A 25983-nucleotide genomic window follows, 5' to 3' on the forward strand; every position below is an offset into this window, starting at 1 on the left:
ATGGTGCGCAAGAAGCAGCAAATAGCGGTAATTGGCGCGGGTCTGATGGGGCACGGTATCGCCCTAACCTTTGCAAAAGCAGGTCAATGCGTCGCCATCACAGATCCAGTTGAAGAGGCGCGAGCCAGCGTGCCTGCCCGCGTCCGCTCCAGCATGGCCGCGATGGGGGACGACGAGGTCACAATCACAGATACCCTCAAGATGATTGAAATCTTTGCGACGACAGAAAGTGCGGTTCAACATGCCGATGCTGTTTTTGAAGCGGCGCCGGAAAAGTTGGAGCTCAAGCAAGCGATCTTTGCTGAGATCGAGGCGCATGCACCAGAAACTTGCATACTCGCATCCAATACCTCGGTCATGCCGATCACTCAGATCATGTCCGGTTTGCGACTGAAAAACCGAGCTTTGGGAACCCATTGGTGGAATCCCCCGCACATGATCCCGTTGGTCGAAGTCATCAAGACGGAATGGACAGACCCTGAGATTGCACAGACGATGTTCTATCTATTGAAGGATGCTGGAAAAACTCCGGTGATGGTCGAGAAGGACGTACCCGGCTTTATCGGCAATCGCCTTCAGCATGCGCTGTGGCGCGAAGCGGTCAGTCTGGTGGAAAACGGTATTTGCGATGCGGAAGCCGTTGATACCGTGATCAAGTCCAGCTTTGGGCGGCGATTGGCGGTCCTTGGCCCGTTGGAAAACGCAGATTTGGTGGGTACCGACCTGACTCTCGATATCCACGAAAACGTACTACACGATCTTGAGGCGCATAAAGGCCCTTCATCCTACCTCAAGTCGCTTGTCGATGCGGGTAAGCTGGGGATGAAATCAGGCGAAGGTTTCAGGAAATGGGCCGAGGGCGAAGCAGATCAGGTTCGCCAACGTGTCGCGAAACATCTGAAAAATCTCGAGAAGACTTTGTAAGATCAATCAAACACTGGCGGGAGGCCGGTGAAGGGAGGACGCAATGACAAAGACTTTTAAGACGGCCACAAGGCGCGGTTTTATTGCCGGGGCTACGGCGGCAATCGCTGCTCCGGCCATCCTCCGGGCAACGCGTGCTTATGCGGCAAACCCGACGCTAAGGATTGGCAATGTCAGCCCGCGTACCGGTCCACTGGCTGGTTTCGCCGAGGCCGATGAATATGTGCTTCAAGCCATTCAGCAGGTCTTTTCGGCCGGGTTGGACAATAACGGAAAGACTTGGAACGTCGATATCATCTCAAAAGACAGCCAGTCCAACCCCAACCGCGCAGCCGAGGTTGCCGCTGACCTGATCTTGGGTGATGAGGTCGATATCATCGTGGCCGCTTCAACGCCGGACACGGTGAACCCTGTTGCTGATCAGGCAGAGATCAACGAAGTTCCCTGCATCACGACCGACTGCCCTTGGCAGCCTTATTTCTTTGGCCGCAATGGTGTTCCAGGTGAGGGTTTTGAAACGACCTATCACTTCTTCTGGGGTTTGGAGGATGTGATCGCGGCGTTCCTAGATATGTGGGACAAAACGGGCGTGACCAAGACAGTGGGCGGTCTTTTCCCCAACGATGCCGACGGAAATGCATGGGGTGATGCGGAATTGGGCCTGCCCAAACCGCTGGCCACAGCTGGCTACACGCTGACTGACCCCGGTCGCTATCAGCCTCTCTCCGACGACTTCTCAAACCAGATCGCAGCGTTCAAAGCTGCGGGTTGCGAAATCGTCACTGGCAACATGATTCCACCCGATTTCGCTACGTTCTGGAGCCAAGCCGCCCAGCAAGGGTTCAACCCAAAGGTCGTGACCATTGGCAAGGCACTTCTGTTCCCATCGGTCATTGAATCGCTGGGAGACCGTGGTGACGGGTTGTCGACCGAGGTCTGGTGGTCCCCGCATCATCCGTTCTCGTCCTCACTCACCGGCATTTCCTCGAAAGACCTTGCCGAAGGTTATACAACAGAGTCGGGTCGACCTTGGACGCAACCGCTCGGCTTTAAGCACGCGCTGTTCGAGGTCGTTGCGGATGTCATCAAACGGGCGGATGATCTGGAAGACCCGTCTTCGATCATTTCGGCAATCACGTCCACCAACCTGAACACAATTGTCGGGCCGGTGAACTGGGGTGACGGGCCGATGAATAACGTTACCAAAACTCCGTTGGTCGGTGGCCAGTGGCAGAAGTCTGGAGACGCATACGAGTTGCAGATTGTTGCCAACAGCACCGCGCCAGAGGTTCCGGTGACGGCGGACATGAAACTGCTGGGCTGACCAGACATTCGGCGCCGATCTTGGCGCCGAATCCTCCATCCGAGAGAAGCATGACGACAATCTTGAAACTCCAAGAACTGAGCAAGGCATTTGGCGCAGTCACTGTCGCCGATGCCATGAGCTATGAGGTCCAACAAGGCGAGGCATTGGGGGTGATCGGGCCCAACGGTGCCGGCAAAACCTCGATGTTCAATCTGATCACTGGGACGCTCAAATCGAATTCCGGAGTGATAGAATTCAATAGGCAGAACGTTACTAAATGGAGCGCCGCAAAGCGCAGCCATGCAGGCATTGCGCGTTCTTTTCAGGTCCCGCAGCCGTTTTCGGGAATGACTGTTTTTGAAAACGCAATGATCGCCGCCACGCAGTCGGCCGGCTTGCATGGGCATCAGGCTGAGCGCTTTTGTCTGGAGGTTCTGGACCAAACGGAGCTGCTGCCCAAGGCAAACGTTCTAGCAGGCGGCCTGACACTGCTGGAACGGAAACGCCTGGAACTGACACGCGCGCTCTGCGCCAAACCCAAACTGCTGCTGTTGGATGAGATTGCCGGTGGTTTGACCGAAGCTGAGTGCAAATCACTGGTTCAAACCATCAAGGACATTCACGCGTCTGGTGTCACCATCATCTGGATCGAACATGTTGTGCACGCCCTGCTGGCTGTCGTGGATCGTCTGATCGTCATCGACTTCGGAAAGAAGATCGCCGAGGGCGAGCCGCAGGCAATAATGGAAAGCGCTGAAGTCAAAGAAATCTATCTGGGGATCGAAGCCGATGCCTGATCCCATTCTTCAAACACGCAGCTTGAACTCCTACTACGGCGATTTTCAAGCGCTCTATGATGTCGAATTGGACGTTGGTGAAGGCGAAGTTCTTGCCATTATCGGTGCGAACGGCGCAGGCAAGACAACCCTGATGCGGTCTATCACCGGGCTGCTGACGAACGGACCGGATCAGATTCACTATCGGGGTCAGGATATCAGTCGCCTTCGCGCGGACCAGGTTGCTGAACGTGGACTGGCGATGGTGCCAGAGGGTCGACAGCTATTCCCCTCTTTGTCTGTCAAAGAAAACCTGATGATCGGCGCCCAAGTTGGTCGCGCAGGCCCTTGGGATCTGAAAGCAGTATATGATCTATTCCCGATCCTTGAAGAGCGAAAAGATCAGGCCTCTACATCGCTGTCGGGCGGTCAACAGCAGATGGTCGCCATCGGGCGTGCATTGATGGCCAATCCCGATCTGATCCTCTTCGATGAAATCAGCCTCGGGCTGGCGCCGATCATCATCAAAGATATCTACGAGGCTTTGCCTGGTATCATCGGTGAAGGCATGAGCGCGATCATCGTCGAACAGGACATAACCAAGGCACTTTCGGTCTCGAGCCGGGTCTACTGCCTGCAGGAGGGGCGCGTTTCGCTGGAAAGCGCATCTGACATCGTATCGCGTGAAGATATCTCACGCGCGTATTTCGGGATCAAATAATATGGAATGGCTGAACGCTATCGTGCAGGGAACACTGCTGGGTGGGCTATACGCGCTGTTTGCCGCAGGTCTGTCGTTAATCTTTGGGGTCATGCGGCTCGTCAATATTGCCCATGGCGATCTGATTGTGTTGGCCGCATATCTCGGCTTGACCGTGACGACCGCGACCGGGATGCACCCGATGGCGGCGTTGGTGATCGTTGTTCCCGCTATGGCGTTGATCGGGTATGCCCTTCAACGCGGCCTGCTGAACCAAACTCTTGGCGATGATATTCTTCCACCGCTGCTTGTGACCTTTGGGCTTAGTGTGATTATTCAGAACGGGTTGCTGGAGGTCTACACGGCCGACCCCCAAACACTGAATGCTGGTGCGCTGGAAACAGCCAGCGTCGCAGTAGGCGGTGTGACCCTCGGGATATTACCGCTACTGACCTTCGGGATCGCCATTGCTGTGATCTGGGGGCTGCAATGGACCTTCTATCACACCGCGCTTGGTCGCGCATTTCGAGCGGTGTCCGACAATCAAGACATCGCCCAGCTTATGGGCCTCAATCGCCGGCATATCTTTGGACTGGCCATGGCTCTGGCGCTGGGCGTGACAGCAATCGCCGGTATCCTGCTTGGCATTCGGACAAGCTTTGATCCTTCCATTGGCGGGGGCCGCCTGATCTTTGGCTTTGAGGCCGTCATTATCGGTGGGCTTGGCAACCTTTGGGGCACCCTGATCGGCGGCGTTATCCTCGGCGTCGCGCAAACCATCGGAGCCAAGATTGATCCGGGCTGGCAGGTGCTAGCTGGCCATATTGCCTTCCTTGTCATTCTTGCCGTTCGTCCGAACGGCCTCTTTCCGAGGGTTTCCGGATGAACCTGCAGGACTACTCTGTTTCTCGATCATCAAAAGCAGCACGAGTTGCCGCGATCCTTGCCGCAATCGGTCTGCTTGTTTTGATTGCAGCGCCCTGGTGGGCAGGCCGCGCCGACATGCGCCTGATGGGAGAGCTGTTTCTCTACCTGTCCCTCGCAACTCTTTGGAATCTCATGGCGGGTTACGCCGGTCTCGTCTCTGTTGGTCAGCAAGCCTATGTGGGCTTTGGCGGCTATATGCTCTTTGCGCTTACGATGCTGGGTGGGCTGAACCCATTGGTTGCTATTGCAGCCGCAGGCGTGCTGGGAGCCTTGATCTCGATCCCGGTGGCTGTTCTGATCTTCAGGCTTCGAGGCGCTTATTTTGCCATAGGTACCTGGGTCATCGCTGAAGTCTTTCGGCTGAGCTTCGCGCAAATCTCAGCGCTTGGTGGGGGATCAGGATCTTCGCTGCCCGTTGCCATCGTCAAATCTCTGGCGTCCGGGCGCGCGATGCGAGAGGCGCTTAGTTATTGGCTGGCGCTCGGGGCTGCTATGTTGGTGGTGACTGCCGTTTATCTCTTCCTACGCTCGCGCCAAGGGTTGGCGCTGACGGCAATTCGCGACAACGAACTGGCCGCCGGAAGCCTCGGCATCGATATCTGGCGCACGAAGTTCATTGTGTACGTCGTCACCTCGGCATTCACGGCAATGATCGGCGCTCTGATCTTCTTGCAAAAGCTGCGCATATCGCCGGATGCGGCGTTCAGCGTCAACGACTGGACCGCCTTCGTCATCTTCATCGTCGTAATAGGCGGCATCGGTACCATCGAAGGACCGATCATCGGTACGCTCGTCTTCTTCGCTCTGCGCGAAACGCTGGCCGACCTCGGAACAACTTACCTGATCGTTCTCGGTGTGGTTGCGATTGTCGTCATGCTCAAGGCGCCGAAAGGAATCTGGGGCATGATTCGCAGCCGCTATGATCTGCAACTTTTTCCGCTGGGCTATCGCGTAAAGCACACCGGACAATCCAAGGAAAACTGAACCAATGGCCCGTCAGAAAAAGACCATCATCACATGTGCTGTAACAGGAGCGATCCACACACCAACCATGTCGGAGGCACTTCCGTACACCTATGATGACATCGCGCGGCAGGCGATTGAGGCCGCCGAGGTTGGAGCGTCGATCCTACACCTGCATGCGCGAAATCCCCAGGACGGGTCGCCATCCGTCGATCCAAATGACTTTGCGCCATTTCTGCCCCGCATAAAACAGGCGACCAATGCCGTTGTGAACCTATCGACTGGAGGATCGCTGACACTATCCATTCAAGACCGGATCAACCCGGCCAAGACTTTCAGCCCCGAGATGTGCTCGATGAATATGGGTTCGATGAACTTCTCGTTTCACCCATTGGCAAACCGTTATGGCGATGATGATTGGAAATTTGATTGGGAGAAAGACTATGTCGCGAACTCCGATCAGAACATCTTTCGCAATACGTTCCGGGACATTCGCGAAGCGGCAGAAACGCTCGCGCCGCATGACATCAAATTCGAACATGAATGCTACGATGTCGGCCACTTGTATAACTTAAAATTCTGCATGGATATCGGGTTGTTCAAAGCACCTATTTTCATTCAGTTCATCTTTGGAATCCTCGGTGGTATCGGGCCTGAGGTCGACAACCTGATCTTCATGAAACGTACAGCAGATTGCCTGTTTGGTGATGACTACCGCTGGTCCGTTCTCGGAGCCGGCGGTGCGCAGATGTCGCTTGCTACCACTGCAAGTCAGATGGGCGGCAATCTTCGCGTTGGCCTAGAAGACAGCTTGTTCATCTCACGTGGAAAGCTGGCCGAAAGCAACGCTCAGCAAGTCGCCAAAATTCGACGCATCGTAGAAGATCTAGGCAGTCAGGTGGCGACGCCTGATGAAGCCAGGGAAATTCTGGATTTGAAGGGTGGTGATCGCGTAGCCTTCTGACGATTGGACGCTTGGCCTAACCTCTCGTCGAGTGACTTATTTATGTAGTTTCGAAAACCCTTAGGAGGTCGAACCATGCGATTGGTATATTTGGCAATCAGCGCGCTTTTCGTGGGTTTTTTTACCGTTCAGGCTAATGCGCAAAACGAAGCCCAGGACATCACCAACCTTTTGCTCAGCAACCGATCTGGAGACTGCGCGGATTATGCAGGAGTGTATTCCGCTTCAGTGGAGGATGTAACGCGCCAGCAACGTTTTAACTCCGAAATCGAAATCTCGGCAAATAGCCGGCACTGCACCGTAAAGACCAACGGTATCCCCAATCATGATTTCAACGGGCCTACAGCCAACTTCGCTAATAATGTGCGAGAATTGCCTGGCACTTTTCGGATTCCCAGAAATCCGGAAAAGGCCCGCAACCAAACCACGCTGTCGCAACGGAGTTATGATGCGATTTTGTTGAATGGCGTGCCGGTCGACTTGCTTTCGGCTGGGTGTTATCGCCCGAGCGGTCCGCGAGCAGACAAGAACGGCAATGTATTGGCGGGGTGTCGAGACACTGATCCATGGCTGCTCGATCCGCCGTCTTACGATCAGTATTTTGGTGTAGATCTGCACAATGCCCATGCCCAGCCCGATGGCAGGTATCATTACCATTCCAATCCAAATGCTCTGTTTTTGGATAACGACCTTGATAAGCCGTCACCAGCTATTGGCTTCGCCGCTGACGGCTTTCCGATCTACGGGACGATATTCAAAGACAGGGATGGTACGATAAGACCTGCGATTTCCGGCTACCAACTCAAAACTACGCCTCGGCCTGCGCCGCCTAACGGGCCGGGTGGTACTCCGGACGGGACATATATCGACGACTACGAATTCACTGGGGCTGGCGATCTAGATAAGTGCAATGGCATGACTGTGGATGGCCAGTACGGATACTATGTCACGACAAGCTACCCGTGGGTGCTCAACTGCTTGGTCGGAGCACCTGACAGGTCATTCGACAAAAGGTGATCTCTAGCCCCAATTTCGGAGATCCAGTTTTGACCTATCCTGGATTGACCCAGACACTTTGCTTTTTCTCCGCGATGCTAACGGTATCGCGAAATCGCTCGCAATTCTAATCTGATTGGGATTGCCATCTGTTTAAAGCGGTCAAAGTGATTCATTGAATTTGAGACTGCTGCCTTGGGGCTCAAATCAAATGTTCTTTGCACCCAAGCCTTTTAGTCAAGCGTTCCTGTCGATCTATCGGATCATGAGAAATAGAATACTGGGGCTTCAAATGACTTGGCCCCGGTAAACTGTGGGTTGCGACGAAGCGACGAAAACACAATGTTCGCTTCGCCGTACACAGTAGTTACTTTAGGTAGGTGTTGAACCAATCAATAGTGCGGTCCCAGGCTAGGCTTGCCATTTCCTCGTCATAACGAGGCGTGCTATCGTTATGAAAACCATGGTTGGCATTTTCGTAGATATAGGCCTCGTAAACCTTATCGTTGGATTGCAGAGCGGCTTCAAAATCTGGCCAACCTGCGTTGATGCGTTCGTCAAGCTCTCCCATCTGAACAAGCAATGGTGCCTGAATCTTGGCGACGTCTTCTGCAGCTGGCTGACGTCCGTAGAATGGGACTCCTGCCGCCAGTTCGGGGTAGGCCACAGCAATTGCGCTGACCACTCCGCCGCCATAGCAGAAACCCACTGCGCCGACCTTGCCGGTGCAATCTTCTCGATTCAGCAGGTATTCGAATCCGTTGAAGAAATCGTTCATCAACTCGACACCGTCGACTGTCTTTTGCAAGTCGCGCCCATCGGCGTCATTACCCGGGTAGCCGCCAACCGATGTCAGGCCATCGGGGGCCAGCGCCATAAATCCGGCCTTTGCCAACCTGCGCGCTACATCCTCGATGTAAGGATTCAGGCCGCGGTTTTCGTGGATCACCAGCACCCCGGGCAGGGGCTCTTCAACGCCGGCGGGGCGAACCAGATAGCCGCGAACATCACCGGTACCATTCGGTGAAGGGTAGGTGATGTAGTCCGCGTGGATATCGGGATCGTTGAACGACACTTGCTGAGCCATCGCGTAATTCGGGCTGAGCATGTTCAGCAGTGCGACCGCTGTGACGCCGCCAACCGCGAACTTGCCGGCTCGGTCCAAGAATTGGCGCTTGGTGATCTTGCCGTGCGCGTAAAAGTCATACAGGTCCAGAAGTTCCTGGTCGAAGTCTTTTGCCGTCATGCGGGTCATTGTGAATCTCCTAATGAGTTTGGCAGTCCGAAGGGTGGGTAGTATCCGATCTGAAGGTCATAATTTGATTGAGCATTTGCATGGGTTTCCTAAGATACGGCCGTTGACAGTTCCTTGTCCGCGTACCGTTCGCGCAACACGTTCTTTTGGACCTTTCCCATTGTGTTTCGTGGCAATTCCGGGGCGAGTTCGTAGCGGCGCGGATGCTTGAAGCGCGACAGCTTGTCCTTGATGGTTTTCGCAATCTGATCCGTGTCGAGTTTTACGCCTGGTTCAGCAACCAGAGCGGCGATGATTGCTTCTCCGAAGTCGTCGTCAGGGACGCCGAAAACCGCCGATTCCAGAACACCGTCGATGTCGTTCAGGATGTCTTCAATTTCTTTGGGGTAGACGTTGTAACCACCAGTAATGATCAGGTCTTTTGACCTGCCCACAATCGACAGGTAGCCATCCTCGCTGAATTGGCCCAAGTCCCCGGTGATGAAGAACCCGTTCTCTCGCAGTTCTTCGGCGGTTTTCTCGGGCATCTGCCAATAGCCTTTGAACACGTTGGGGCCGCGCACTTCGATCATTCCAACCTCGCCTTGGGCCAATGGCGCTCCGGTTTCAGGGCTGGTCACAATGACCTCGGTACCGGGCAGCGCCATGCCAACGGTGCCTGCGCGGCGCTCACCGCTATAGGGGTTCGAGGTGTTCATGTTTGTCTCGGTCATGCCATAGCGCTCGAGGATGCGGTGACCGGTGCGCGTTTCAAATGCCATATGGGTTTCGGCTAGCAGCGGGGCAGAACCGGAAACGAACAGCCGCATGTTACCGGCTCTCTCTCTGTTGAACCGGTCCTCTGCCAGCAGTCTAGTATAGAATGTCGGCACACCCATCAGAAGGGTGGAATGCGGCAACTCTTCCAAGATCGAGCCAATGTCGAACTTTTCCATCAGCCGAACTTTGGCACTGGCGAGTAGTGACGTATTAATCGCCACGAAAAGCCCATGCGTGTGAAAGATCGGAAGCGCGTGAATCAAGCGATCGTCGTTTGTGATACGCCACAGATCGGCGAGAGCTTGGGCATTGGAGAGTAGATTTTGATGGCTCAGCATCGCGCCCTTGGAGCGGCCCGTGGTGCCCGACGTATAAAGTAGCGCTGCAAGGTCGTCCGGTGCGCGATCCACAGTTTCAAATACGCTGGGCTGCGCGTCCGCCTCTCGGCTCAGGCTTGGGGTATCGCCGCCGAGGGTCAATAGACTTGCGCTAGATCGAGTCGCCAGTTTTCCGATTTCGGCCTCGTCTTGGCTTTCGCAGACGACCATCGCAGGTTGGGCATCAGAGATGAAATAGTCCAACTCTGCCAATGTGTAGGCAGTGTTGAGCGGCAAGTAGACAGCGCCTGCCTGAACCGAAGCGGCGTAGAGCGCAATAGTATCGGCCATCTTTGGGGCTTGCACAACGACGCGATCGCCGGGGGAAACCCCATTGTTCTGCAAGACATGCGCGATCTGTGCAGCGCGTTTCAGAAACGCATCATAGGACACTACCCGGCCGTCATCGAGTTGCAGGAATGGAGCCTTGTTTCCCTCGTGATGGTCAAACAAGCTGTCGTAGAGGGTGTTAGTCACTCTGTATTTTCCTTTGGTTTAACCGCAAGTGCTGCAGTTGAAGCTGCGCGAACAGAACGCGAGGCTTCGATCGTGGCATTAGTTGCAAATTCCTGGTGGTGACGTTCTGTCTTGTTCAAGTCGTAGAGGTAATTGACCATCGCGCCGCCGGATTGGGAACGTCCATTCGGCGATAAATCTGCCTCAGCGTGCAATTCGTAAAGCTCGGCACCATTACCCAAGTGAAAGCGGGCCACAGGGTCCAACGGCATCCCATCTTCTCGCTTGGCGAACATCAAGTACCGCGCAGCCATCGCTCGCAGCTCTTGTGGCGAGGCGTTTTCTGCAAGTACAGCCTCGGCAGCATGGGCATGCTCAGGATGTTGCCTTTGCGTGGTCAGCCATCGATTTAGCCCAGGTATTGGCGAAAGTGTAACAAATGTGTCGAGGTCCTGAAGCTCACGAGAAAGCTCGGTCACAACCTGTTTGATCAACAGATTGCCGAAGCTGATACCGGTCAGCCCCTTCTGACAGTTTGAGATCGAATAAAACACCGCGAATTTTGCCTGATCGGCTTCGATAGGTTCTCGACCTTCGGACAAAAGCGCATCAATTGCGTCTGGAACTTCAGCCGTCAGAGCAACTTCGACAAATATCAGCGGTTCATCTGGCATCGAAGGATGGAAGAACGCAAAGCAACGACGATCCGGCGGGTAGAGCCTGCGTCGCAGATCGTCCAGATCGTTGATCTGATGGACTGCCTCGTAGGCAACGATCTTGTCCAAAACGCGGGCAGGGGTATCCCAACTGATTTGTTTGAGGACTAGAAACCCCCGATTGAACCAGCTTCGCAGCAAATGGACGAAATCAATATCTGTTCGCTGGAGCTCGGGGTTGGAATTGAGAAAGCTCAACAGATCAACGCGCATTGCTACGAGTTCTTGTGTCGCACCTGATGGTTGGTTTAATCGGCGCAACAATTCTTGCCGATTGGGTTCCGCGACTTCACTAAGCTCTTTATATAAATCGGCACTTCGGTCTTTGGCATAGAGGCTTGCCGTTTCGGCAAGCTTATCCGCGTCCAGTTCAAGTTGGTCATTTAAATAGGCAAAAAACTTGAGTTTCTCGGGATCGTTCAAAGTCTGGTAGCGATCAAGAATCGTGGAAGCGAGGGTAAAGCCCGATACTTCGCCTTCGGTAGACAACAAGGCCTCACAAAGCTCTACAATGGATCGTTTGTCGTCGTTGCCGCGCCTTTTTCCGGGATGGTCGAACAACTGATTCAACAGATCGCCCAGAAACCAGTTCCGCTGCATTTCATGCCTCCATCTGACTGCTCAGGTACTCACCCGTTCGGCGGTAGTGGTTGAGCAAGTGCCGGGTCGCGCTGTCCGCGTCGTGATCGAGTGCGGCATCTAGGATTTTCTGGTGTTCGGCAGCGATATCGCGCTTTTTGTAACTTGGCCCTCCCGCTGCCAGATATCGGTAGCGAATGTTGAGGTCATAAAGCTGCGAGCAATACCGTAACAGCAACGGCAGTTTTGCATTTTCCAACAAGGCCATATGAAATTCTTTGTGGGCGTCTTCGAAGTCAGTCGCACCTTTTTGACCGGCCTTTTTCATATGGTGATGACGTAAAACTAGCCTGTCCTCCCAAGCGCCGTCTGCATTGGCGATGGAAGCGCGCAGCGCTGTTTCTTCGAGGTTGCATCGCAGCAATAGGATTTCCTCGAAGTTGCATTTGCTGACCGGTGCCGCCCGAAATCCGCGCTGATCGATCCGCTCAACCAGCATGTCAGAAGTCAGAAGGCTAAGCGCCTCGCGAACCGGGCTTGCGCCAGTATCCAGCAGACCACGAAGTTGCTCGATCTTGAGCTTCTGTCCGGGAGGCAAATCACCTGTCAGGATCATATCGCGTAGCCGTCGATACGCTCCGTGAGTGGCAGATGTTTCTTTGCCCCCGGTATCAAGCATGACGTCCATGTTCGACTGTTCCTCTGTGAATGCGCAAACTTCTGGGTACATTTAACTGAGGGCGCTTGTTCCGGTCGATAGGCCGACTGAGAGGTTCAGCGAGCCCTCGTTGATCATCCATCTCCGAAGCACAAAACTGCGTGCCCCGCATTTATGCATTGGGTCATCCTCGGCCAGTTTCCTGGCGGCCTCAAGACTGTCGGCGCGATAGATGATCAGGCCCATCCCTTGCATGTGCTCACCAGACTCATCCGACATTGGTCCTGCAAAAGCCAGATGCCCTGAGCGTTCAAGTTGCGCCTGATATGCCAGGTGATCGGGAAGCGACGCTTTCACATCTTCGGGCGCTTTGGCTGGTGTGCTGAGCGCCGCGTATAGCTCCAAAGCTAGCGCACCACGGCTCTCTGCTTCTGATTTGTAGTCTGCCCAAGCAACCATTAGAGCCCTCCAAAAATATCGATATTAATTGACATATTGCAAAATAGTCGGCAAAAATCAAGCGAACTGACATGGATGGTGAAAATGAAATACCTGGTGGGAGAGACTTCGGAAGGCACAGCGGTTTTTGCTGTCAACGGCGAAAACGCATTGAATCTAACGGCTTTGGACCCTGCTGTCGGTTCGGATTTGATGGGTTTGATAGCCAAGCCTGAACTGGCCGACTCACTTGCCAGCAAAATAGACACGGCAGACGGTGTGCCCGTGTCTTCCATCACTCCGGCATTGCCCGTTACCGCTCCAGGAACGATCATTTGCATGGGGTTGAACTACACGGACCACATCAAGGAAGGCGGGTATGATATTCCAGAGTATCCGACGCTGTTCATGCGCGGGAAGAATTCGATCATGGCGGCGGGGCAACCCATGGTGCGGCCTGCTTGTTCCGAGAAGCTCGACTACGAAGCCGAACTTATGCTGATCGTTGGAAAGCGCGGACGCCATATCTCGGAGCGGGACGCGCTGGATTATGTCTTTGGCTACACTGTATTCAACGATGGTTCGCTGCGGGACTATCAGCGCAAAACCGTTCAGTGGACGCCCGGCAAAAACTTTGATGACACGGGCGCGATCGGTCCTTTCACCGTGACTCCGGATGAGTTGCCCGAAGGGGCATCAGGTCTGAAGATCGAAAGCCGTGTGGGTGATGAAATCCTTCAAAGCTCGAATACCGCCAACATGATTTGGGGGGTTCGTCAGGTCATCGCGACGATTTCGGAATATACTACTTTGGAGCCGGGGGATCTGATTGCGCTAGGTACGCCTCCTGGTGTCGGGCACGCCAAAAAGCCCAATCCCCGTTGGTTGAAGCCCGGTGAAACCGTTGAGGTCGAGATTGAAGGCATTGGAATTTGCGCCAGCCCAGTCATTGACGAAAAAGACGCCAAGTCCAAGGTGGCCGCAGCATGACCGCACCAACCGGGGCAGAGCTGGAAGCACTTCGCGCCAAGGCGCAGCAAGATCATCGTGATCTGCGCGAGCGCATTCCACGCTTGTCGGATGACGCGATCGCCTTGATCCTGCGCGAATCCAGATCGCACTACGCGTGGACCAACAAGCCTGTTTCTGACGACATACTTGAAGAGATCTACGACATCACGATCAACGGCGCGACCAGCATGAATACGTTGCCCGCGCGCTTCGTTTTCGTGAAAAGTCCCGAAGGGAAAGAGCGGCTTGCAAAGTCTTTAAAGCCGAAGAATGTGCCAAAGATGATGGATGCTCCGGTCACGGCGATCATTGCCTATGACATGGACTTCTGGAAGGAACTGCCCTTTCTTTTCCCGCACGAAGACCGTCGGCCATTGTTCGAAAACAAGCCTGACTACGTGGCAGACACGGCCTTTCGAAATGGCACGCTTCAGGGCGCTTACTTCATGATTGCGGCCCGGGCTGTCGGGTTGGACGTCGGCGCCATGTCAGGTTTTTCGAACAAGATCGTCGATGAGGAGTTCTTCGCGGGCACGACGCTCAAGTCCAATTTTCTTTGCAATCTGGGCTATGCGGACGAAACCGGATTGTTCCAGAAGCTACCACGTTTTTCATTCGAAAAGGTTTGCTCGTATGCATGAGGAGGTGACGCTATGGCTATGAAAGTGAAACCCGTCGTGACTTACCGTACGACAGCTCAATGCCCGACTCATGCGCGGACTGAGATACCGATTCGCGGTTTTGATATTGTTGTTGATGAACCCGTAGAACGCGGCGGGACAAATCTTGGTCCGTCTCCGACCGAAACCGCAATGGCAGCCCTGATCGCTTGTACGAATGTCATCGGGCACAAGAACGCACATCGGTTGGGAGTTTACCTCGGCAATGTGACAATCGACGCGAAATGCAGGTTGGACCGGCGTGGTGTGCTGATGGAGGAGGAGATCGATGTTCCGTTTCCGGAAATTGAACTCACCGTGTATTGTGAGACGCCCACCAGTCAGGAGGAACTGACGCGCGTGGGCGAGGAGACAGCCAAGTATTGCGCCATCGCAAAACTGTTTGAAGCGGCAGGCACGGACCTGACCGTAAACTGGGTCAAAGCAAAAAAATAGAAATGACCCGACTTTCTGGGAGGAGAGAAATGAAAAACTGGACCAAACGCAGCCTAGTGGGCGCTGCTCTGGCAGGTGTCATGGCGATGCCCCTCGCGGCAGAAGAGACCATTTCAGCTGTTGTGATTGATGGGTACCCAGATCGGGCCTTATGGGTGAAGGAATTCACCAACTTCTTTATTCCTGAAGTGAATAAGCGGTTGGCCGAGTCCGGCAATTACAAGATGAACTGGCAGGAGAACTATGGCGGTTCTATTGTAAAACCCAAAGGTGTTCTGGAAGGCATACAGTTGGGTTTGGGCGACATTGGCATCGTCACAACCATCTTCCATTCGTCCAAGCTGCCCAGCCAGGGAATCTCGGGCTCGACACCATTCGTCGCGTCGGATGCTCGTGCAGTGGCCAAGGCAGTTGACGAGATCGCGCGAGAATACCCGGCTATGCAGAATGAGTTTGCTGCGCAAAATCAGGTTTATCTGGCGACGGGCGTTGTGCTCGACACATATCAGATGTTCTGCTCAGAGCCGGTTGAGAAAGTTGCAGATCTTGAAGGACGCAAGATCGCGGGTGCCGGCCTGAATTTACGCTATCTCGAGGGGATCAAGGACGCGGCGGGCGTACGCGGAGGCCTCACTGATTTCTACAACATGGTTCAAACCGGCCTTGTCGATTGCGTAATGATTTGGCCGGAAGCTTCCAAGACGTTCAAAATCGTCGAAGTGGCCCCTTACATGTTGAAGGCAGATCTTGGTGCGGTGAATACAAAAACAGTCACCGTCAATGCCGACTACTGGGCGAGTCTGCCCGATGAGGTCAAAGAAGTACTACAGGCCGTGGCTATCGACTACCGTGACCACGTGGCAGGTATTGCAATGGATCGAGCCGCTGCATCGCGAGATGCATTTGTTGAAGCTGGCGGATCGATCATTGAAATCTCGGACGAAGACCGCGCTGCGTGGGCAAATGCGATGCCCAATGTTGCGCAGGAATGGGCTGCAACGCTGAATGAGAACGGCGAGCAGGGTACAGATATGCTGGCCGCTTATCTCGGCAAGCTTCAGGATGCCGGTTTCACTGGTGTGCGGGACTGGACGGCCGAATAACTGGCTGGCGATCCACGAAAGGGGCCTTTCATGCTGAAGACCGCAGTTGCTGGCTTGTCGCGGGTCGCCAATTCGCTTGCTATCGTCGCCAATGCATTGGGTACGCTTGTCGTCCTAGCGTTGGTGGTCGTTCTGAATGTTGACGTCATTGCGCGGGGCCTGTTTTCGGCCCCACTGCGCGGCACCTACGAGATGGTGCAATTCTCGGTCGTGATGATCGTGTTCCTGCAGCTGGCCGACGTTGTCAGAGTGGATCGATTGACGCGCTCAGATGGGTTTCTGAACCTGCTACACCATCGTCGCCCCGTTCTGACAGCCAACCTGAGGCGCATCATCAACGCCATTTCGGCAATCTTCATGGCCTTGATCGCCTATGTAACCTTCCCAGAATTTCTTCACATGTGGGAGACACAGGACTACTTCGGAGTGCCCGGTCTTTTCACATTGCCTTGGTGGCCGGTCAAACTGGTCATCGCGTGTGGTACTGCGCTTGCCTGCGTGATCTTCCTGCTCAAGGTCGTCACGGCGCAGGACCGCCCGCAACTTATTCGCACCCCAGAGCATGACGAGGTCGCAGAATGACGCCGATTGAGATTGGCCTGATCTCGGTTGTTGCCATAGTCTTTCTGATTTACGCGGGCGTCTACATTCCGATTGCTTTGGGTGTGGTCTCCTTCGTGTCGATCTGGCTGATGCGAGACAACTTCACGCTTGCGCTCAACCTGCTGAAGGTTGCGGTGGGCGACAGCGCGATGGAGTACAGTTTCGCGACCATTCCGCTGTTCACCTTTATGGGTCTCATTGTCTCGAAGGCCGGATTGGGCAAGGACATCTACGAAGTCATGACCATGCGGTTTCGCAAGGTCAAAGGCGGCATCGGCATGGCAACCGTCGGAGCCAACGCCGTCTTTGCAGCCGTAACCGGGTCTTCAATAGCCTCCGCTTCCGTGTTCACCAAAGTCTCGGTTCCTCAGATGATGGCGCAGGCTTACAACCCGCGCTTTGCTGTCGGGGTGGTCGCCGGGTCTTCGGTCTTGGGTATGATCATCCCGCCTTCGGCCATGCTGATCATCTATTCTTTTGTCGCCGAACAATCCGTGGGCGATATGTTCCTGGCTGGCGTCATTCCGGGGATCATGCTGGCCATTGCCTACGTCGCCGCGATCTGGGTTATGGGCCGTTTTACGCCAGCTTTTGTTGGTGGTCGGGTCGTGGAAGACACTGAATGGATGTCCGGCCGCGAGGTTGCGTCGAAAACCCTGCCGACACTGTTCATTATCACAGTCGTACTCGGCGGGATTTACACCGGGTGGCTAACCGCGGTCGAGGCCGGAGCAGCCGGAGCGCTGGTTGCGCTTATCATTGCTGTGGCGCGCAAATCCATGACGCCCAGAGCCTTCTGGGACGCCCTGCTGGAAACCGGCCACATTACAGCGGCGATCCTGTTCCTGATCACTGCGGCTTCGATCTATAGCCGGATGCTGGGGCTTGCAGGGCTACCCAACCAGTTGCAGGAATTGCTCGCTGGGAATTCGGCGTCCTTCTGGTCGATCATGCTGCTCTACGTTCTCTTGATGCTTTTTCTGGGAACTTTGCTCGATACAGCGTCCATCATTCTGATCGTCGTCCCGCTGTTCCTGCCTATGGCCGAAGCCCTGGACATGTCGTTGATTTGGTTTGGCATTATCACTGTGGTCGGCGCCGAAATCGGGCTTTTGACCCCGCCTTTGGGCATATCCTGCTTCGTCATCAAATCGACGATCAACGATGACCGAATATCGCTCAAGGATGTGTTCATGGGCGCACTTCCCTTTGCGTTCGTGATGCTGATCGTTCTGTTCATTCTGATCGAATTCCCGATCCTCAGCCTTGCCCTGATTTAAGGAGACCCAGATGCGCTCTGTCACCAAAGACAATATCACCGACGTGTTCATGGGATACCTGTCCAAGGACACCGATCCGAGGATGCGAGAAATCATGGGGTCACTTGTCAAACACCTTCATGACTTCGCGCGCGAAACCAACCTGACGCATGACGAATGGCGCGCTGGGATTGCGTTTCTCGAGGGCTGTGCCGCTGTGGAAACCGAGGACCGGCACGAGTTTGTGCTGGCGTCGGACGTCCTGGGCCTGTCTTCTTTGGTGGACATGCTGCATTCAAGTCCAGACGCAACAAGTTCGTCGGTGTTGGGCCCGTTTCATGTATCCGGCGCACCTCCGCTGCCCATAGGTGGGGATATGAAACGACACTACGGCGGGCCGGTTCTGCTTGCTGAAGGCATCATTCGAGACACAGCGGGCAATCCAATTGCAGGAGCAGAACTCGACATCTGGCAAACGGCACCCAACGGCCTCTACGCCAGCCAGGATGAAGAACAGGACACCTACTCTTTCCACGGGTTGATGACAGTTGGTGGCGATGGCAGATACGCGTTCACCACAGTAAAGCCAGTTGAATACACTGTGCCGTCTGACGGGCCAGTTGGCGATATTCTGCGTGCTTGTGGTCGCCATCCGTGGAGGCCCTCACACCTGCACTTTATCGTCAAAGCCCCCGGCTATCGCTCACTCGTGACCGAGATTTTTCCGGACGACGATCCCTATCTGGATCAGGATACGGTCTTTGGTGTTCGAGACGATCTGGTGATGACGTATATTGAACGACCAGCTTCGGAATTTCCCGATGACATGGCACTTTCTGGTAGGATCACTGAACCTTACCTGCACGTGAATTTCGACGTCACGCTTGCTCGGGACTGAACGCTATGGAGGATGCTTGAAGTGCTAAAATACATATTCATTGTATGTGCAGCGCTAGTCAGCGGAGTGGCCATCGCCGATGAGCGACCGATTTTCGATGCACATATTCACTACAGCCATGATGCCGTGAAACTGGTTCCGCCCGAACAAGTGGCCAAAATCCTGCGGGATGCAGGCGTGCGGAAAGCCCTGGTTTCCAGCTCGGACGATAGCGGAACGCAACTGCTTTTGGCTGCAGCGCCGGACATCGTTGTTCCGGCACTTCGTCCCTATCGTCGTCGCGGTGAGATCAACACCTGGATGCACGACGAAACAGTAATCGATTATCTGGAAGCAAATCTGTCGAAGAACGCCTACGAAGCCATCGGCGAGTTTCACGCCTATGGGGACGATATCAAAACGCCGGTTATCCAGCGTATGATCGCACTGGCGAAGGAACGGAACTTAATTCTGCACCATCACGGTGATCGCGACGCGGTTGACCTGATCTTCGAAACCTGGCCGGAGGCTCGGGTATTGTGGGCACATTCTGGCTTTGACGATCCGGGAAAGGTTGTCGAGGCTTTAAATGCGTATCCCCGGCTTTGGGCCGATCTGGCGTTCCGTTCCGACATGGTCTCGCGGGGCCGTGTCGATCCGGATTGGCAAGCTGCGTTCGAAGCCCATCCTGATCGGTTTATGGTCGGTACCGATACATTTGCGCCGGAGCGCTGGTATTACGTTGGCCCGCACGCAGATTTTTCGCGCGCATGGCTGGATTTGCTTCCAGACCAGATAGCGGACAACATTGCTTATGCCAACGCAGAACGATTGCTGGCAACAAAATGATCCGCTGGCTCGTCTGGTTTCTAGTATCTTCCGGCGCTGCCGTCGCTTGTGAGGCGACCGGGCAACGGATGGGTTCGGAAATTCAGAACGCGCCTGCTGTGCATGTGACTGTCAACGAAATTCCGTTGGCTCAACCGTTTTCAATACTCCTCACTGTGTGCAGCGAAATTGCCGTGAGTGATATGCGCGTCGATGCAATCATGCCTGCTCACCAACACGGGATGAACTACCTTCCAGTCGTCACTGCAAAAGGCGACGGTGTGTTCCGTGTTGATGATATGCTGTTTCACATGCCGGGAATGTGGGAGCTTCAAGTGGACTTCGAATACAACGGGCAATCGGTATCCTACACCTTTGACATTGCGCTGAAATGAAGTTGTGGGTGACAGCTTCGCTAGTCATACTGACGAGTTCGGTGCGTGCAGAAGTCCTATTGTCAGAAGACGAAATCCAACAAACGCTGTCCTTTGGGCCGTGGCCACCATCGTTCCAACCTGATCCAAGCAACAGGGTTTCAAACGATCCCCGAGCGATTGCGCTGGGAAGAGCCTTGTTCAATGATCCCGTGCTGTCGGTCGACGGCGCATTTGCTTGTGCAAGTTGTCATGATCCTGAACAGGCATTTACCACGCAGGAGGCGCGGGCGATTGGGCGTGTTCTGTTGGACAGGAACTCACCATCACTGCGAAACCTGGCTGGTCTCCGCTGGTACGGATGGGTAGGCAAGAGCGACAGTCTTTGGGCGGCCAGTCTGCATCCGATCATCGAAGCTGAAGAGATGGCGCATACCAAAGCAAGCCTAAAGACAGCCATCTCCGAGAGTGCCTACCTTGATGACTTTGAAGCTATTTATGGCGTCATGCAAGATCAAGACCCAGAGCTTGTTCTTGTGAATACAGCAAAAGCTCTTTCGGCTTACTTGGAGAACTTGGTTACCGAACGGACGCAGTTTGACGATTTTCGCGATGCCTTAGAGCGTCGAGATTTTCCAGCGGCTGCGTACTATCCCGAAGCAGCCCAGCGAGGTCTTCAGCTGTTTTTAGGGCGCGGGAATTGCGCGTTCTGCCATAATGGCCCGAGATTTTCCAACAACGAATTCCACGACGCGGGCGTGCCATATTTTCTGAGTGAAACCGAAGTCGACGATGGCCGGTTCGGAGGGCTGAACTTTTTGCTCTCCAGCCCTTTCACATTGGACGGAGACTGGACTGACGATCCGGAAAAGCAAGGCGCGTGGGCGGTCCGAAATGTACGCAGGAGCCATTCCGATTTTGGAACCTTTCGTACTCCCAGCCTTCGAGGTGTGGCCGAAACCGCCCCCTACATGCATGACGGCAGCCTGGATGATCTGGACGCCGTGGTCCGACACTATAACGAAATTGATGTAGAAAGGCTTCACGCCGATGGCGAAGCCATACTCTCTGAACTGAATTTATCCGAGCAGGAGATTGCAGACCTGGTTAAGTTTTTGGAGACTCTGTCCGGCGCTACGCGGCCTTGAGATACTCCAATGCAGCCTGAGTACCGCCTGTAGTGTGCGGCACGCCGCTTTTGGCGAGTCCCATTTCTACGCCTGAGAGTGTGCCCATCAACATCAGGTCGTTGAAATCGCCCAAGTGACCTATTCGGAATACCTTGTCGGCTACTTTGGATAGACCATTTCCGAGTGAGATATCATAGTGCTCCAGCGCCGTCGCACGAAAGGCATCAGCAGAATGTCCCTCAGGCACTTTGACAGCGGTCAGTACGCCTGACTCCTGACCTTGGCGGGCACACAATACCTCAAGCCCCCATGCTTGCACGGCAGCTCGAGTCGCGGCTCCGTGGCGGGCATGACGAGCGAATACGTTCTCCAGCCCCTCCTCGTGCAACATATCGATGGCCTCATTCAATCCATAGATAAGATTGGTGCCAGGGGTATAAGGGAAGAACCCTTTCTGGTTCGGCTCGACCATATCCTGCCAATTCCAATAGCTGCGTGGCATGGTCACGGATTTTGAATGTTCCAGAGCACGATCGCTCACAGCGTTGAAGCTCAGGCCTGGCGGCAGCATCAGTCCTTTTTGCGAGCCTGAGACGCAGACATCAACGCCCCAATCATCGAACCTGAAATCGATCGATGCAAGGCCAGAGATTGAATCAACCAAAAGAAGGGCAGGGTGTTTCGCCGTGTCTATTGCCCTGCGCACTTCCTCAATAGGCGAGACTGACCCGGTAGAAGTTTCATTGTGGACGACGCATACCGCCTTGATCTCGTGCTGACTGTCCGCGCGCAAGCGGTCTTCTATCTGATTGGGGTCCGCACCGCCACGCCAATCCCCTTCAATCAACTCTGGCTGTAACCCAATTTTTTCAGCCAAATTGCACCACATGAATGCGAAATGTCCTGTTTCGTACATGAGAACATTTCCGCCCGGCGACACTGTGTTCACAAGCGCAGCTTCCCACGCGCCTGTACCGGATGAAGGATAGATAAAGACGTTTTGTTCTGTCTTGAAAATTGTTTTCATCCCAGCGAGGGCTTTGTGGCCTACTTCTGCAAAATCTGGCCCCCGGTGATCGATGGTCTGCATGCTTATGGCCTTCAGGATGCGTTCCGGAACGGCACTTGGCCCTGGGATTTGCAAAAAATGTCTGCCCGCCTGGCGCATCTGAACTGATCCTTCCGCTGGCGCCGAAACAGTGGCGCAATTACCTATTGGCAAAAGTTAATTATGAATTCATTATTCAGTCAACGGTGAAGTGAAGCTTCTAATTGGCTAGTTGGGAAGGGAAGGCGAACCCGATGCTTGAGAATGGATCGTTGCATCGCCGACTGATGTCTGACGTCCAAGGCGAGGTGATGGCTGACCCGGCATCACGCGCACGATACTCGACTGACGCTTCGATCTATCAGATGATGCCGGACGCCGTGGTCATTCCCCGAAACAAAGAGGACGTGCAGGCCGTGATGTCTGTAGCGCGCGACGAAGGATGCTCCGTTCTTCCGCGCGGCGGCGGCACATCGCAATGTGGGCAAACGGTCAATCAAAGCGTTGTCTTAGACAACACCAAGCACTTGAATCGTGTTCTTGACGTGGACGTTGAGAACCGTGTCGCGCGTGTTCAGCCCGGCGTTGTTCTGGATCAGTTGAACCAGTCACTAAAGCAATATGGCTTATGGTTTCCCGTAGACCCCTCGACCGCGTCGCGTTGCACGCTTGGAGGAATGGCCGCCAACAACTCTTCTGGTGGAAAATCCCTGCGCTACGGGATCATGCGCGATAACGTCCGTGCAATAAGTGCAATCCTCAGCGATGGTATGGAAGCACGGTTCAGCGCCGATACGACGGCATCTGGAGATTATGCCGATCTTGTTGGGGACATGCGTGCTCTGGGGCGTCGCGAGGCTGCGGAAATTGACGCCCGGTTTCCCAATCTCCAGCGTCGTGTGGGCGGGTATAACATCGATGCGCTTGTCGGCAACGACGTCAACATGTCTCATTTGCTGGTGGGGTCAGAAGGCACTCTGGCCTATTTCGCTGAATTGGAACTGAACCTTGCTCACTTGCCGGGCGAGAAAGTTGTCGGCGTGTGTCATTTCCCGACGTTCCGTGCTGCGATGGAGGCAACACAGCACCTCGTGACGCTCAAGCCGCAGGCGGTGGAATTGATCGACGACACCATGATTGCGTTGGGGAGAGATATCCCATTGTTCCGCAGTACGATTGAGGCGTTTGTAGAAGGCAGCCCTGAAGCGTTGTTGTTAGTGGAGTTTGCTGAGGGTAGCGCTGACGCCAATGCTGCAAAGCTGGTCGAGCTATCGCAACTGATGGGAGATCTCGGGTTTGATTTCAGTGGGACTGAAAACCGTTGGGGCGGGGTTGTATCAGTTACTGATACCAAACTGCAAAACTCGATCGCCGAATACCGAAAATCCGGGTTGAACGTTATGATGTCGATGAAGGAGGCCGGCAAACCGATCTCTTTTGTGGAAGATTGCGCCGTCCCTTTGCCTGATCTCGCCGATTATACCGCTGGCCTGACCGAAATTTTTACCCGGCACGGCACAAAAGGGACATGGTACGCGCATGCCTCAGTCGGGTGTCTCCATGTTCGTCCTGTCCTGAACATGCGGCAGGACAAAGACGTCCGGACAATGAGGGCGATTGCCGAAGAGACCTTTGATCTAGTCAAGAGATACAAAGGGTCTCATTCAGGCGAACACGGTGATGGGATCGTGCGATCAGAGTTTCATGAAAAGATGTTCGGCCCTCGTATCGTTTCCGCGTTTGAACAGGTTAAGGCCCGGTTTGACCCTGCCGGGCTAATGAACCCCGGCAAAATCGTGCACGCGCCTGCCATGGATGATCGCCTCCTATTCCGCTACAGCCCGGACTACTCAGTTCCTGAATTCGAAACGGCGCTGGACTGGTCCGCTTGGCCGGGTGCCGGAGGAGGATTTCAGGGTGCCGTCGAGATGTGCAACAACAACGGTGCGTGTCGCAAGCTCAAGGGCGGAGTAATGTGTCCTTCCTTCCGTGCGACGAGAAACGAGCGTGATGCCACACGTGGGCGAGCAAACACGTTGCGTTTTGCCATCAGCGGGCAGTTGCCGGGTGGTTTAACTTCAGACGCAATGCAGGACACGATGGAATACTGCGTGTCTTGCAAGGCTTGTGCGCGTGAATGCCCGACTGGCGTCGATATGGCCCGCATGAAGATCGAAGTACTTTCAGCAAAGCGCAAAAAAGACGGGCTGACATTGGCTGATAAGTTAATAGCTTATCTGCCGAGATATGCGCCAAAAGCTGCAAAAGTCGCGTGGTTATTGAATGCTCGGAACAAAATTGGGCCCTTGCGCAAGCTGTTGGAGAAACCAACTGGAATTTCGGCGCGACGTGACCTGCCAGTGTGGTCCTCCGACCCGTTCCGGGATGTCGAGGCCCAAGACATAGATCCGCAGGTGCTTCTGTTTGCCGATGTGTTCAACCGATATTTCGAGCCAGACAATCTGCGCGCCGCTGTCCGGGTTCTGCGTGCGCTAGGGCTTCGGGTTGCCATAGCAAGAGATGACCAAACAGGAAGGCCGCTGGATTGCGGGCGCACTCTTTTGGCTGAGGGTTGCGTGGAAGAGGCGCGTCACGAGGCACAGCGTGTGATTGACGCGACGCGAGAAGCAGCTGCACAGGGCATACCGGTAGTCGGTCTCGAACCTTCTTCTATCCTCACATTCCGGGACGAATATTTGGCTCTTTGTCCGGGGCGGGATGCGGAGTTGCTATCCAAAGCCTCTCATACCTTTGAGGAGTTTCTGGCCAAACAGCCGGATCTGCCTCTAAAATCGGTAGATCGCCCCATTTATGTGCATGGTCATTGCCACCAGAAAGCACACGATGCCGTTACACCGATGCTCAACTTACTTAAGCGTATTCCCGCATCACAGGTTCACATGATCGAAAGCAGTTGTTGTGGTATGGCCGGGGCGTTTGGATACGCGCCCGGTACTATTGATGTCTCGATCAAGATGGCAGAGCTCGACCTGTTTCCAGCTTTAGAGGCGGCGCCTACGGATGCAATTGTTGTTGCGGATGGAACATCATGCCGCCACCAAATCGCCGAAGGTACGCAGCGCCAAGCGATGCACGTCGCGCGCCTGCTGGATATGGTCCTTGAATATTAGGATGTGGATATGAACCTGATGGATAGCATTAATCGCCCGACCCTACATGAAGAGTTGGTCGAACGCTTGCGCAATCTTGTCGTCGAAGACGTTTTGAAGCCGGGTGAGAAAGTGCCCGAGAAACAGCTTTGCGACTCATTGGGTGTTTCCCGGACACCATTGCGAGAGGCCCTAAAGGTTCTTGCATCCGAAGGCTTTGTGGTGCTTCAAGCCAACCGGGGTGCCCGTGTCGCGAGTGTTACGAGGGAAGAATTGGAAAACACGTTTCCAGTGCTCGCAGCGCTTGAGCAACTGGCGGGGGAACTAGCGTGTCAGCAAATAGACGTTGCGGAAATTCAACGGATTGACGGTAGCCACAAGGATATGCTGAGCGCGTACGAAGCGCGTGATCGACAGGCGTACTTTACAGCCAATCAAGACATCCATCAGGCACTTATAAAGGGCGCGCGAAACGACATACTGGAAAACCACCACAAGCTTTTGGCCGCGCGGGTCCGCCGTGCACGTTTTTTGGCCAACTTGTCGGACGAGCGTTGGGCACAGGCAATTGACGAACATGAAGCCATGATGGAGTTGCTCAAGGCCCGAGATGCAGATGGGCTTGGTAAGGCAATGAAACTTCACATGATGAACAAACTTTCGGCGCTTGTAAAAGCGCTGAAGCCAGAAGTGACGCCTCGCTAAACCCTGGTCAAAAGTGCAGTCCGGCT

At 54.5% G+C, this 25983-nt stretch carries 26 protein-coding genes; 20 read left to right on the plus strand and 6 right to left on the minus strand.

Annotation, left to right across the window (positions count from 1 at the left end):
- The 8 genes from GOV38_RS11695 to GOV38_RS11730 all read left to right on the plus strand — a co-directional run bounded on the left by GOV38_RS11695 (position 1) and on the right by GOV38_RS11730 (position 7577).
- Complete coding sequence (locus tag GOV38_RS11695) at positions 1-924, plus strand: 3-hydroxyacyl-CoA dehydrogenase family protein (protein ID WP_171209714.1); 924 nt, start codon at positions 1-3, stop codon at positions 922-924.
- Positions 925-967: 43 nt separating this feature from the next.
- Positions 968-2248, plus strand: coding sequence for an ABC transporter substrate-binding protein (locus GOV38_RS11700; protein ID WP_171209713.1), 1281 nt, complete (start codon positions 968-970; stop codon positions 2246-2248).
- Positions 2249-2298: 50 nt separating this feature from the next.
- The gene (locus tag GOV38_RS11705; RefSeq protein WP_171209712.1) at positions 2299-3027 is read left to right on the plus strand and encodes an ABC transporter ATP-binding protein; all 729 of its coding nucleotides are present in this window, start codon (positions 2299-2301) and stop codon (positions 3025-3027) included.
- A complete protein-coding gene (locus tag GOV38_RS11710; RefSeq protein WP_171209711.1) occupies positions 3020-3727 on the plus strand; it encodes an ABC transporter ATP-binding protein in 708 nt (235 codons plus the stop codon). The genes GOV38_RS11705 and GOV38_RS11710 overlap by 8 nt, the downstream gene beginning before the upstream one ends.
- Before the next feature lies 1 nt (position 3728).
- Positions 3729-4592, plus strand: a complete 864-nt coding sequence (locus GOV38_RS11715) for a branched-chain amino acid ABC transporter permease (protein ID WP_170332018.1) — start codon at positions 3729-3731, stop codon at positions 4590-4592.
- Positions 4589-5617 (plus strand): branched-chain amino acid ABC transporter permease, encoded by a 1029-nt coding sequence (locus GOV38_RS11720; protein ID WP_171209710.1) that lies wholly within the window; start codon positions 4589-4591, stop codon positions 5615-5617. The genes GOV38_RS11715 and GOV38_RS11720 overlap by 4 nt, the downstream gene beginning before the upstream one ends.
- A 4-nt stretch (positions 5618-5621) precedes the next feature.
- Complete coding sequence (locus GOV38_RS11725) at positions 5622-6560, plus strand: 3-keto-5-aminohexanoate cleavage protein (protein WP_171209709.1); 939 nt, start codon at positions 5622-5624, stop codon at positions 6558-6560.
- Between the two features lie 75 nt (positions 6561-6635).
- Positions 6636-7577, plus strand: a complete 942-nt coding sequence (locus GOV38_RS11730; protein ID WP_171209708.1) for a YHYH protein — start codon at positions 6636-6638, stop codon at positions 7575-7577.
- Between the two features lie 346 nt (positions 7578-7923).
- Here GOV38_RS11730 and yghX read toward each other — a convergent pair whose 3' ends face one another.
- From yghX to GOV38_RS11755, 5 genes are all read right to left on the minus strand, one after another.
- Positions 7924-8811: a YghX family hydrolase gene (gene yghX / locus GOV38_RS11735; RefSeq protein ID WP_171209707.1), complete on the minus strand. Its 888-nt coding sequence runs from the start codon at positions 8809-8811 to the stop codon at positions 7924-7926.
- Between the two features lie 89 nt (positions 8812-8900).
- On the minus strand, positions 8901-10424 hold the full coding sequence (locus GOV38_RS11740; protein WP_171209706.1) for a malonyl-CoA synthase: 1524 nt from the start codon (positions 10422-10424) through the stop codon (positions 8901-8903).
- Positions 10421-11719 carry a malonyl-CoA decarboxylase gene (locus tag GOV38_RS11745; protein WP_171209705.1) on the minus strand — a complete coding sequence of 433 codons (1299 nt, stop codon included), beginning with the start codon at positions 11717-11719 and terminating at the stop codon, positions 10421-10423. The genes GOV38_RS11740 and GOV38_RS11745 overlap by 4 nt, the downstream gene beginning before the upstream one ends.
- A 1-nt stretch (position 11720) precedes the next feature.
- Complete coding sequence (locus tag GOV38_RS11750; RefSeq protein ID WP_171209704.1) at positions 11721-12386, minus strand: GntR family transcriptional regulator; 666 nt, start codon at positions 12384-12386, stop codon at positions 11721-11723.
- A gap of 42 nt (positions 12387-12428) precedes the next feature.
- A complete protein-coding gene (locus GOV38_RS11755) occupies positions 12429-12815 on the minus strand; it encodes a YciI family protein (RefSeq protein ID WP_171209703.1) in 387 nt (128 codons plus the stop codon).
- 84 nt (positions 12816-12899) lie between these two features.
- Between GOV38_RS11755 and GOV38_RS11760 the strand changes: the two genes are divergently transcribed.
- From GOV38_RS11760 to GOV38_RS11805, 10 genes are read left to right on the plus strand one after another with little or no spacing between them, the layout of a single operon-like run.
- Positions 12900-13784 carry a fumarylacetoacetate hydrolase family protein gene (locus tag GOV38_RS11760; RefSeq protein WP_171209702.1) on the plus strand — a complete coding sequence of 295 codons (885 nt, stop codon included), beginning with the start codon at positions 12900-12902 and terminating at the stop codon, positions 13782-13784.
- Entirely contained in the window at positions 13781-14446 is a 666-nt protein-coding gene (locus tag GOV38_RS11765; protein WP_171209701.1) for a malonic semialdehyde reductase, read from the plus strand. Before GOV38_RS11760 ends, GOV38_RS11765 begins: the two co-directional genes overlap by 4 nt.
- A 12-nt stretch (positions 14447-14458) precedes the next feature.
- On the plus strand, positions 14459-14920 hold the full coding sequence (locus GOV38_RS11770) for an OsmC family protein (protein WP_254430615.1): 462 nt from the start codon (positions 14459-14461) through the stop codon (positions 14918-14920).
- A 29-nt stretch (positions 14921-14949) separates the two neighbouring features.
- Positions 14950-16023 carry a C4-dicarboxylate TRAP transporter substrate-binding protein gene (locus GOV38_RS11775; protein ID WP_171097062.1) on the plus strand — a complete coding sequence of 358 codons (1074 nt, stop codon included), beginning with the start codon at positions 14950-14952 and terminating at the stop codon, positions 16021-16023.
- Between the two features lie 30 nt (positions 16024-16053).
- A complete protein-coding gene (locus GOV38_RS11780; protein WP_171097064.1) occupies positions 16054-16605 on the plus strand; it encodes a TRAP transporter small permease in 552 nt (183 codons plus the stop codon).
- The gene (locus tag GOV38_RS11785; protein ID WP_171209700.1) at positions 16602-17906 is read left to right on the plus strand and encodes a TRAP transporter large permease; all 1305 of its coding nucleotides are present in this window, start codon (positions 16602-16604) and stop codon (positions 17904-17906) included. Before GOV38_RS11780 ends, GOV38_RS11785 begins: the two co-directional genes overlap by 4 nt.
- A gap of 10 nt (positions 17907-17916) precedes the next feature.
- A complete protein-coding gene (locus GOV38_RS11790; RefSeq protein ID WP_171209699.1) occupies positions 17917-18783 on the plus strand; it encodes a dioxygenase in 867 nt (288 codons plus the stop codon).
- Between the two features lie 12 nt (positions 18784-18795).
- Positions 18796-19611, plus strand: coding sequence for an amidohydrolase family protein (locus GOV38_RS11795; RefSeq protein ID WP_174838843.1), 816 nt, complete (start codon positions 18796-18798; stop codon positions 19609-19611).
- Positions 19608-19985, plus strand: coding sequence for a hypothetical protein (locus GOV38_RS11800; protein WP_171209697.1), 378 nt, complete (start codon positions 19608-19610; stop codon positions 19983-19985). The genes GOV38_RS11795 and GOV38_RS11800 overlap by 4 nt, the downstream gene beginning before the upstream one ends.
- A 59-nt stretch (positions 19986-20044) precedes the next feature.
- Entirely contained in the window at positions 20045-21112 is a 1068-nt protein-coding gene (locus tag GOV38_RS11805) for a cytochrome-c peroxidase (RefSeq protein ID WP_171209696.1), read from the plus strand.
- On the opposite strand, the gene GOV38_RS11810 is transcribed toward GOV38_RS11805, so the two are convergent.
- Entirely contained in the window at positions 21099-22262 is a 1164-nt protein-coding gene (locus tag GOV38_RS11810) for an alanine--glyoxylate aminotransferase family protein (protein ID WP_171209695.1), read from the minus strand. The two genes, GOV38_RS11805 and GOV38_RS11810, sit on opposite strands and share 14 nt — an antisense overlap.
- A gap of 134 nt (positions 22263-22396) precedes the next feature.
- On the opposite strand from GOV38_RS11810, the gene GOV38_RS11815 reads away from it, so the two are divergent.
- Together GOV38_RS11815 and GOV38_RS11820 are read left to right on the plus strand one after the other, a co-directional pair.
- A complete protein-coding gene (locus GOV38_RS11815) occupies positions 22397-25273 on the plus strand; it encodes an FAD-binding and (Fe-S)-binding domain-containing protein (RefSeq protein WP_171209694.1) in 2877 nt (958 codons plus the stop codon).
- A gap of 9 nt (positions 25274-25282) precedes the next feature.
- Positions 25283-25957, plus strand: coding sequence for a GntR family transcriptional regulator (locus tag GOV38_RS11820; protein ID WP_217352084.1), 675 nt, complete (start codon positions 25283-25285; stop codon positions 25955-25957).
- Positions 25958-25983: the final 26 nt, after the last annotated feature.

The sequence above is a fragment of the Ruegeria sp. HKCCA5839 genome (assembly GCF_013035585.1).
Taxonomy (GTDB): Bacteria; Pseudomonadota; Alphaproteobacteria; order Rhodobacterales; family Rhodobacteraceae; genus Ruegeria.

Coding starts and splice junctions, on each gene's coding strand:
- GOV38_RS11815 (WP_171209694.1), top strand. CDS start 22,397: ATGCTTGAGAATGGATCGTTGCATCGCCGACTGATGTCTGACGTCCAA.
- GOV38_RS11755 (WP_171209703.1), bottom strand. CDS start 12,815: ATGGTTGCTTGGGCAGACTACAAATCAGAAGCAGAGAGCCGTGGTGCG.
- GOV38_RS11715 (WP_170332018.1), top strand. CDS start 3,729: ATGGAATGGCTGAACGCTATCGTGCAGGGAACACTGCTGGGTGGGCTA.
- GOV38_RS11810 (WP_171209695.1), bottom strand. CDS start 22,262: ATGCGCCAGGCGGGCAGACATTTTTTGCAAATCCCAGGGCCAAGTGCC.
- GOV38_RS11725 (WP_171209709.1), top strand. CDS start 5,622: ATGGCCCGTCAGAAAAAGACCATCATCACATGTGCTGTAACAGGAGCG.
- GOV38_RS11720 (WP_171209710.1), top strand. CDS start 4,589: ATGAACCTGCAGGACTACTCTGTTTCTCGATCATCAAAAGCAGCACGA.
- GOV38_RS11790 (WP_171209699.1), top strand. CDS start 17,917: ATGCGCTCTGTCACCAAAGACAATATCACCGACGTGTTCATGGGATAC.
- GOV38_RS11780 (WP_171097064.1), top strand. CDS start 16,054: ATGCTGAAGACCGCAGTTGCTGGCTTGTCGCGGGTCGCCAATTCGCTT.
- GOV38_RS11775 (WP_171097062.1), top strand. CDS start 14,950: ATGAAAAACTGGACCAAACGCAGCCTAGTGGGCGCTGCTCTGGCAGGT.
- GOV38_RS11745 (WP_171209705.1), bottom strand. CDS start 11,719: ATGCAGCGGAACTGGTTTCTGGGCGATCTGTTGAATCAGTTGTTCGAC.
- GOV38_RS11750 (WP_171209704.1), bottom strand. CDS start 12,386: ATGGACGTCATGCTTGATACCGGGGGCAAAGAAACATCTGCCACTCAC.
- GOV38_RS11770 (WP_254430615.1), top strand. CDS start 14,459: ATGGCTATGAAAGTGAAACCCGTCGTGACTTACCGTACGACAGCTCAA.
- GOV38_RS11710 (WP_171209711.1), top strand. CDS start 3,020: ATGCCTGATCCCATTCTTCAAACACGCAGCTTGAACTCCTACTACGGC.
- GOV38_RS11795 (WP_174838843.1), top strand. CDS start 18,796: ATGCTTGAAGTGCTAAAATACATATTCATTGTATGTGCAGCGCTAGTC.
- GOV38_RS11705 (WP_171209712.1), top strand. CDS start 2,299: ATGACGACAATCTTGAAACTCCAAGAACTGAGCAAGGCATTTGGCGCA.
- GOV38_RS11765 (WP_171209701.1), top strand. CDS start 13,781: ATGACCGCACCAACCGGGGCAGAGCTGGAAGCACTTCGCGCCAAGGCG.
- GOV38_RS11785 (WP_171209700.1), top strand. CDS start 16,602: ATGACGCCGATTGAGATTGGCCTGATCTCGGTTGTTGCCATAGTCTTT.
- GOV38_RS11695 (WP_171209714.1), top strand. CDS start 1: ATGGTGCGCAAGAAGCAGCAAATAGCGGTAATTGGCGCGGGTCTGATG.
- GOV38_RS11730 (WP_171209708.1), top strand. CDS start 6,636: ATGCGATTGGTATATTTGGCAATCAGCGCGCTTTTCGTGGGTTTTTTT.
- GOV38_RS11800 (WP_171209697.1), top strand. CDS start 19,608: ATGATCCGCTGGCTCGTCTGGTTTCTAGTATCTTCCGGCGCTGCCGTC.
- GOV38_RS11700 (WP_171209713.1), top strand. CDS start 968: ATGACAAAGACTTTTAAGACGGCCACAAGGCGCGGTTTTATTGCCGGG.
- GOV38_RS11820 (WP_217352084.1), top strand. CDS start 25,283: ATGAACCTGATGGATAGCATTAATCGCCCGACCCTACATGAAGAGTTG.
- GOV38_RS11760 (WP_171209702.1), top strand. CDS start 12,900: ATGAAATACCTGGTGGGAGAGACTTCGGAAGGCACAGCGGTTTTTGCT.
- yghX (WP_171209707.1), bottom strand. CDS start 8,811: ATGACCCGCATGACGGCAAAAGACTTCGACCAGGAACTTCTGGACCTG.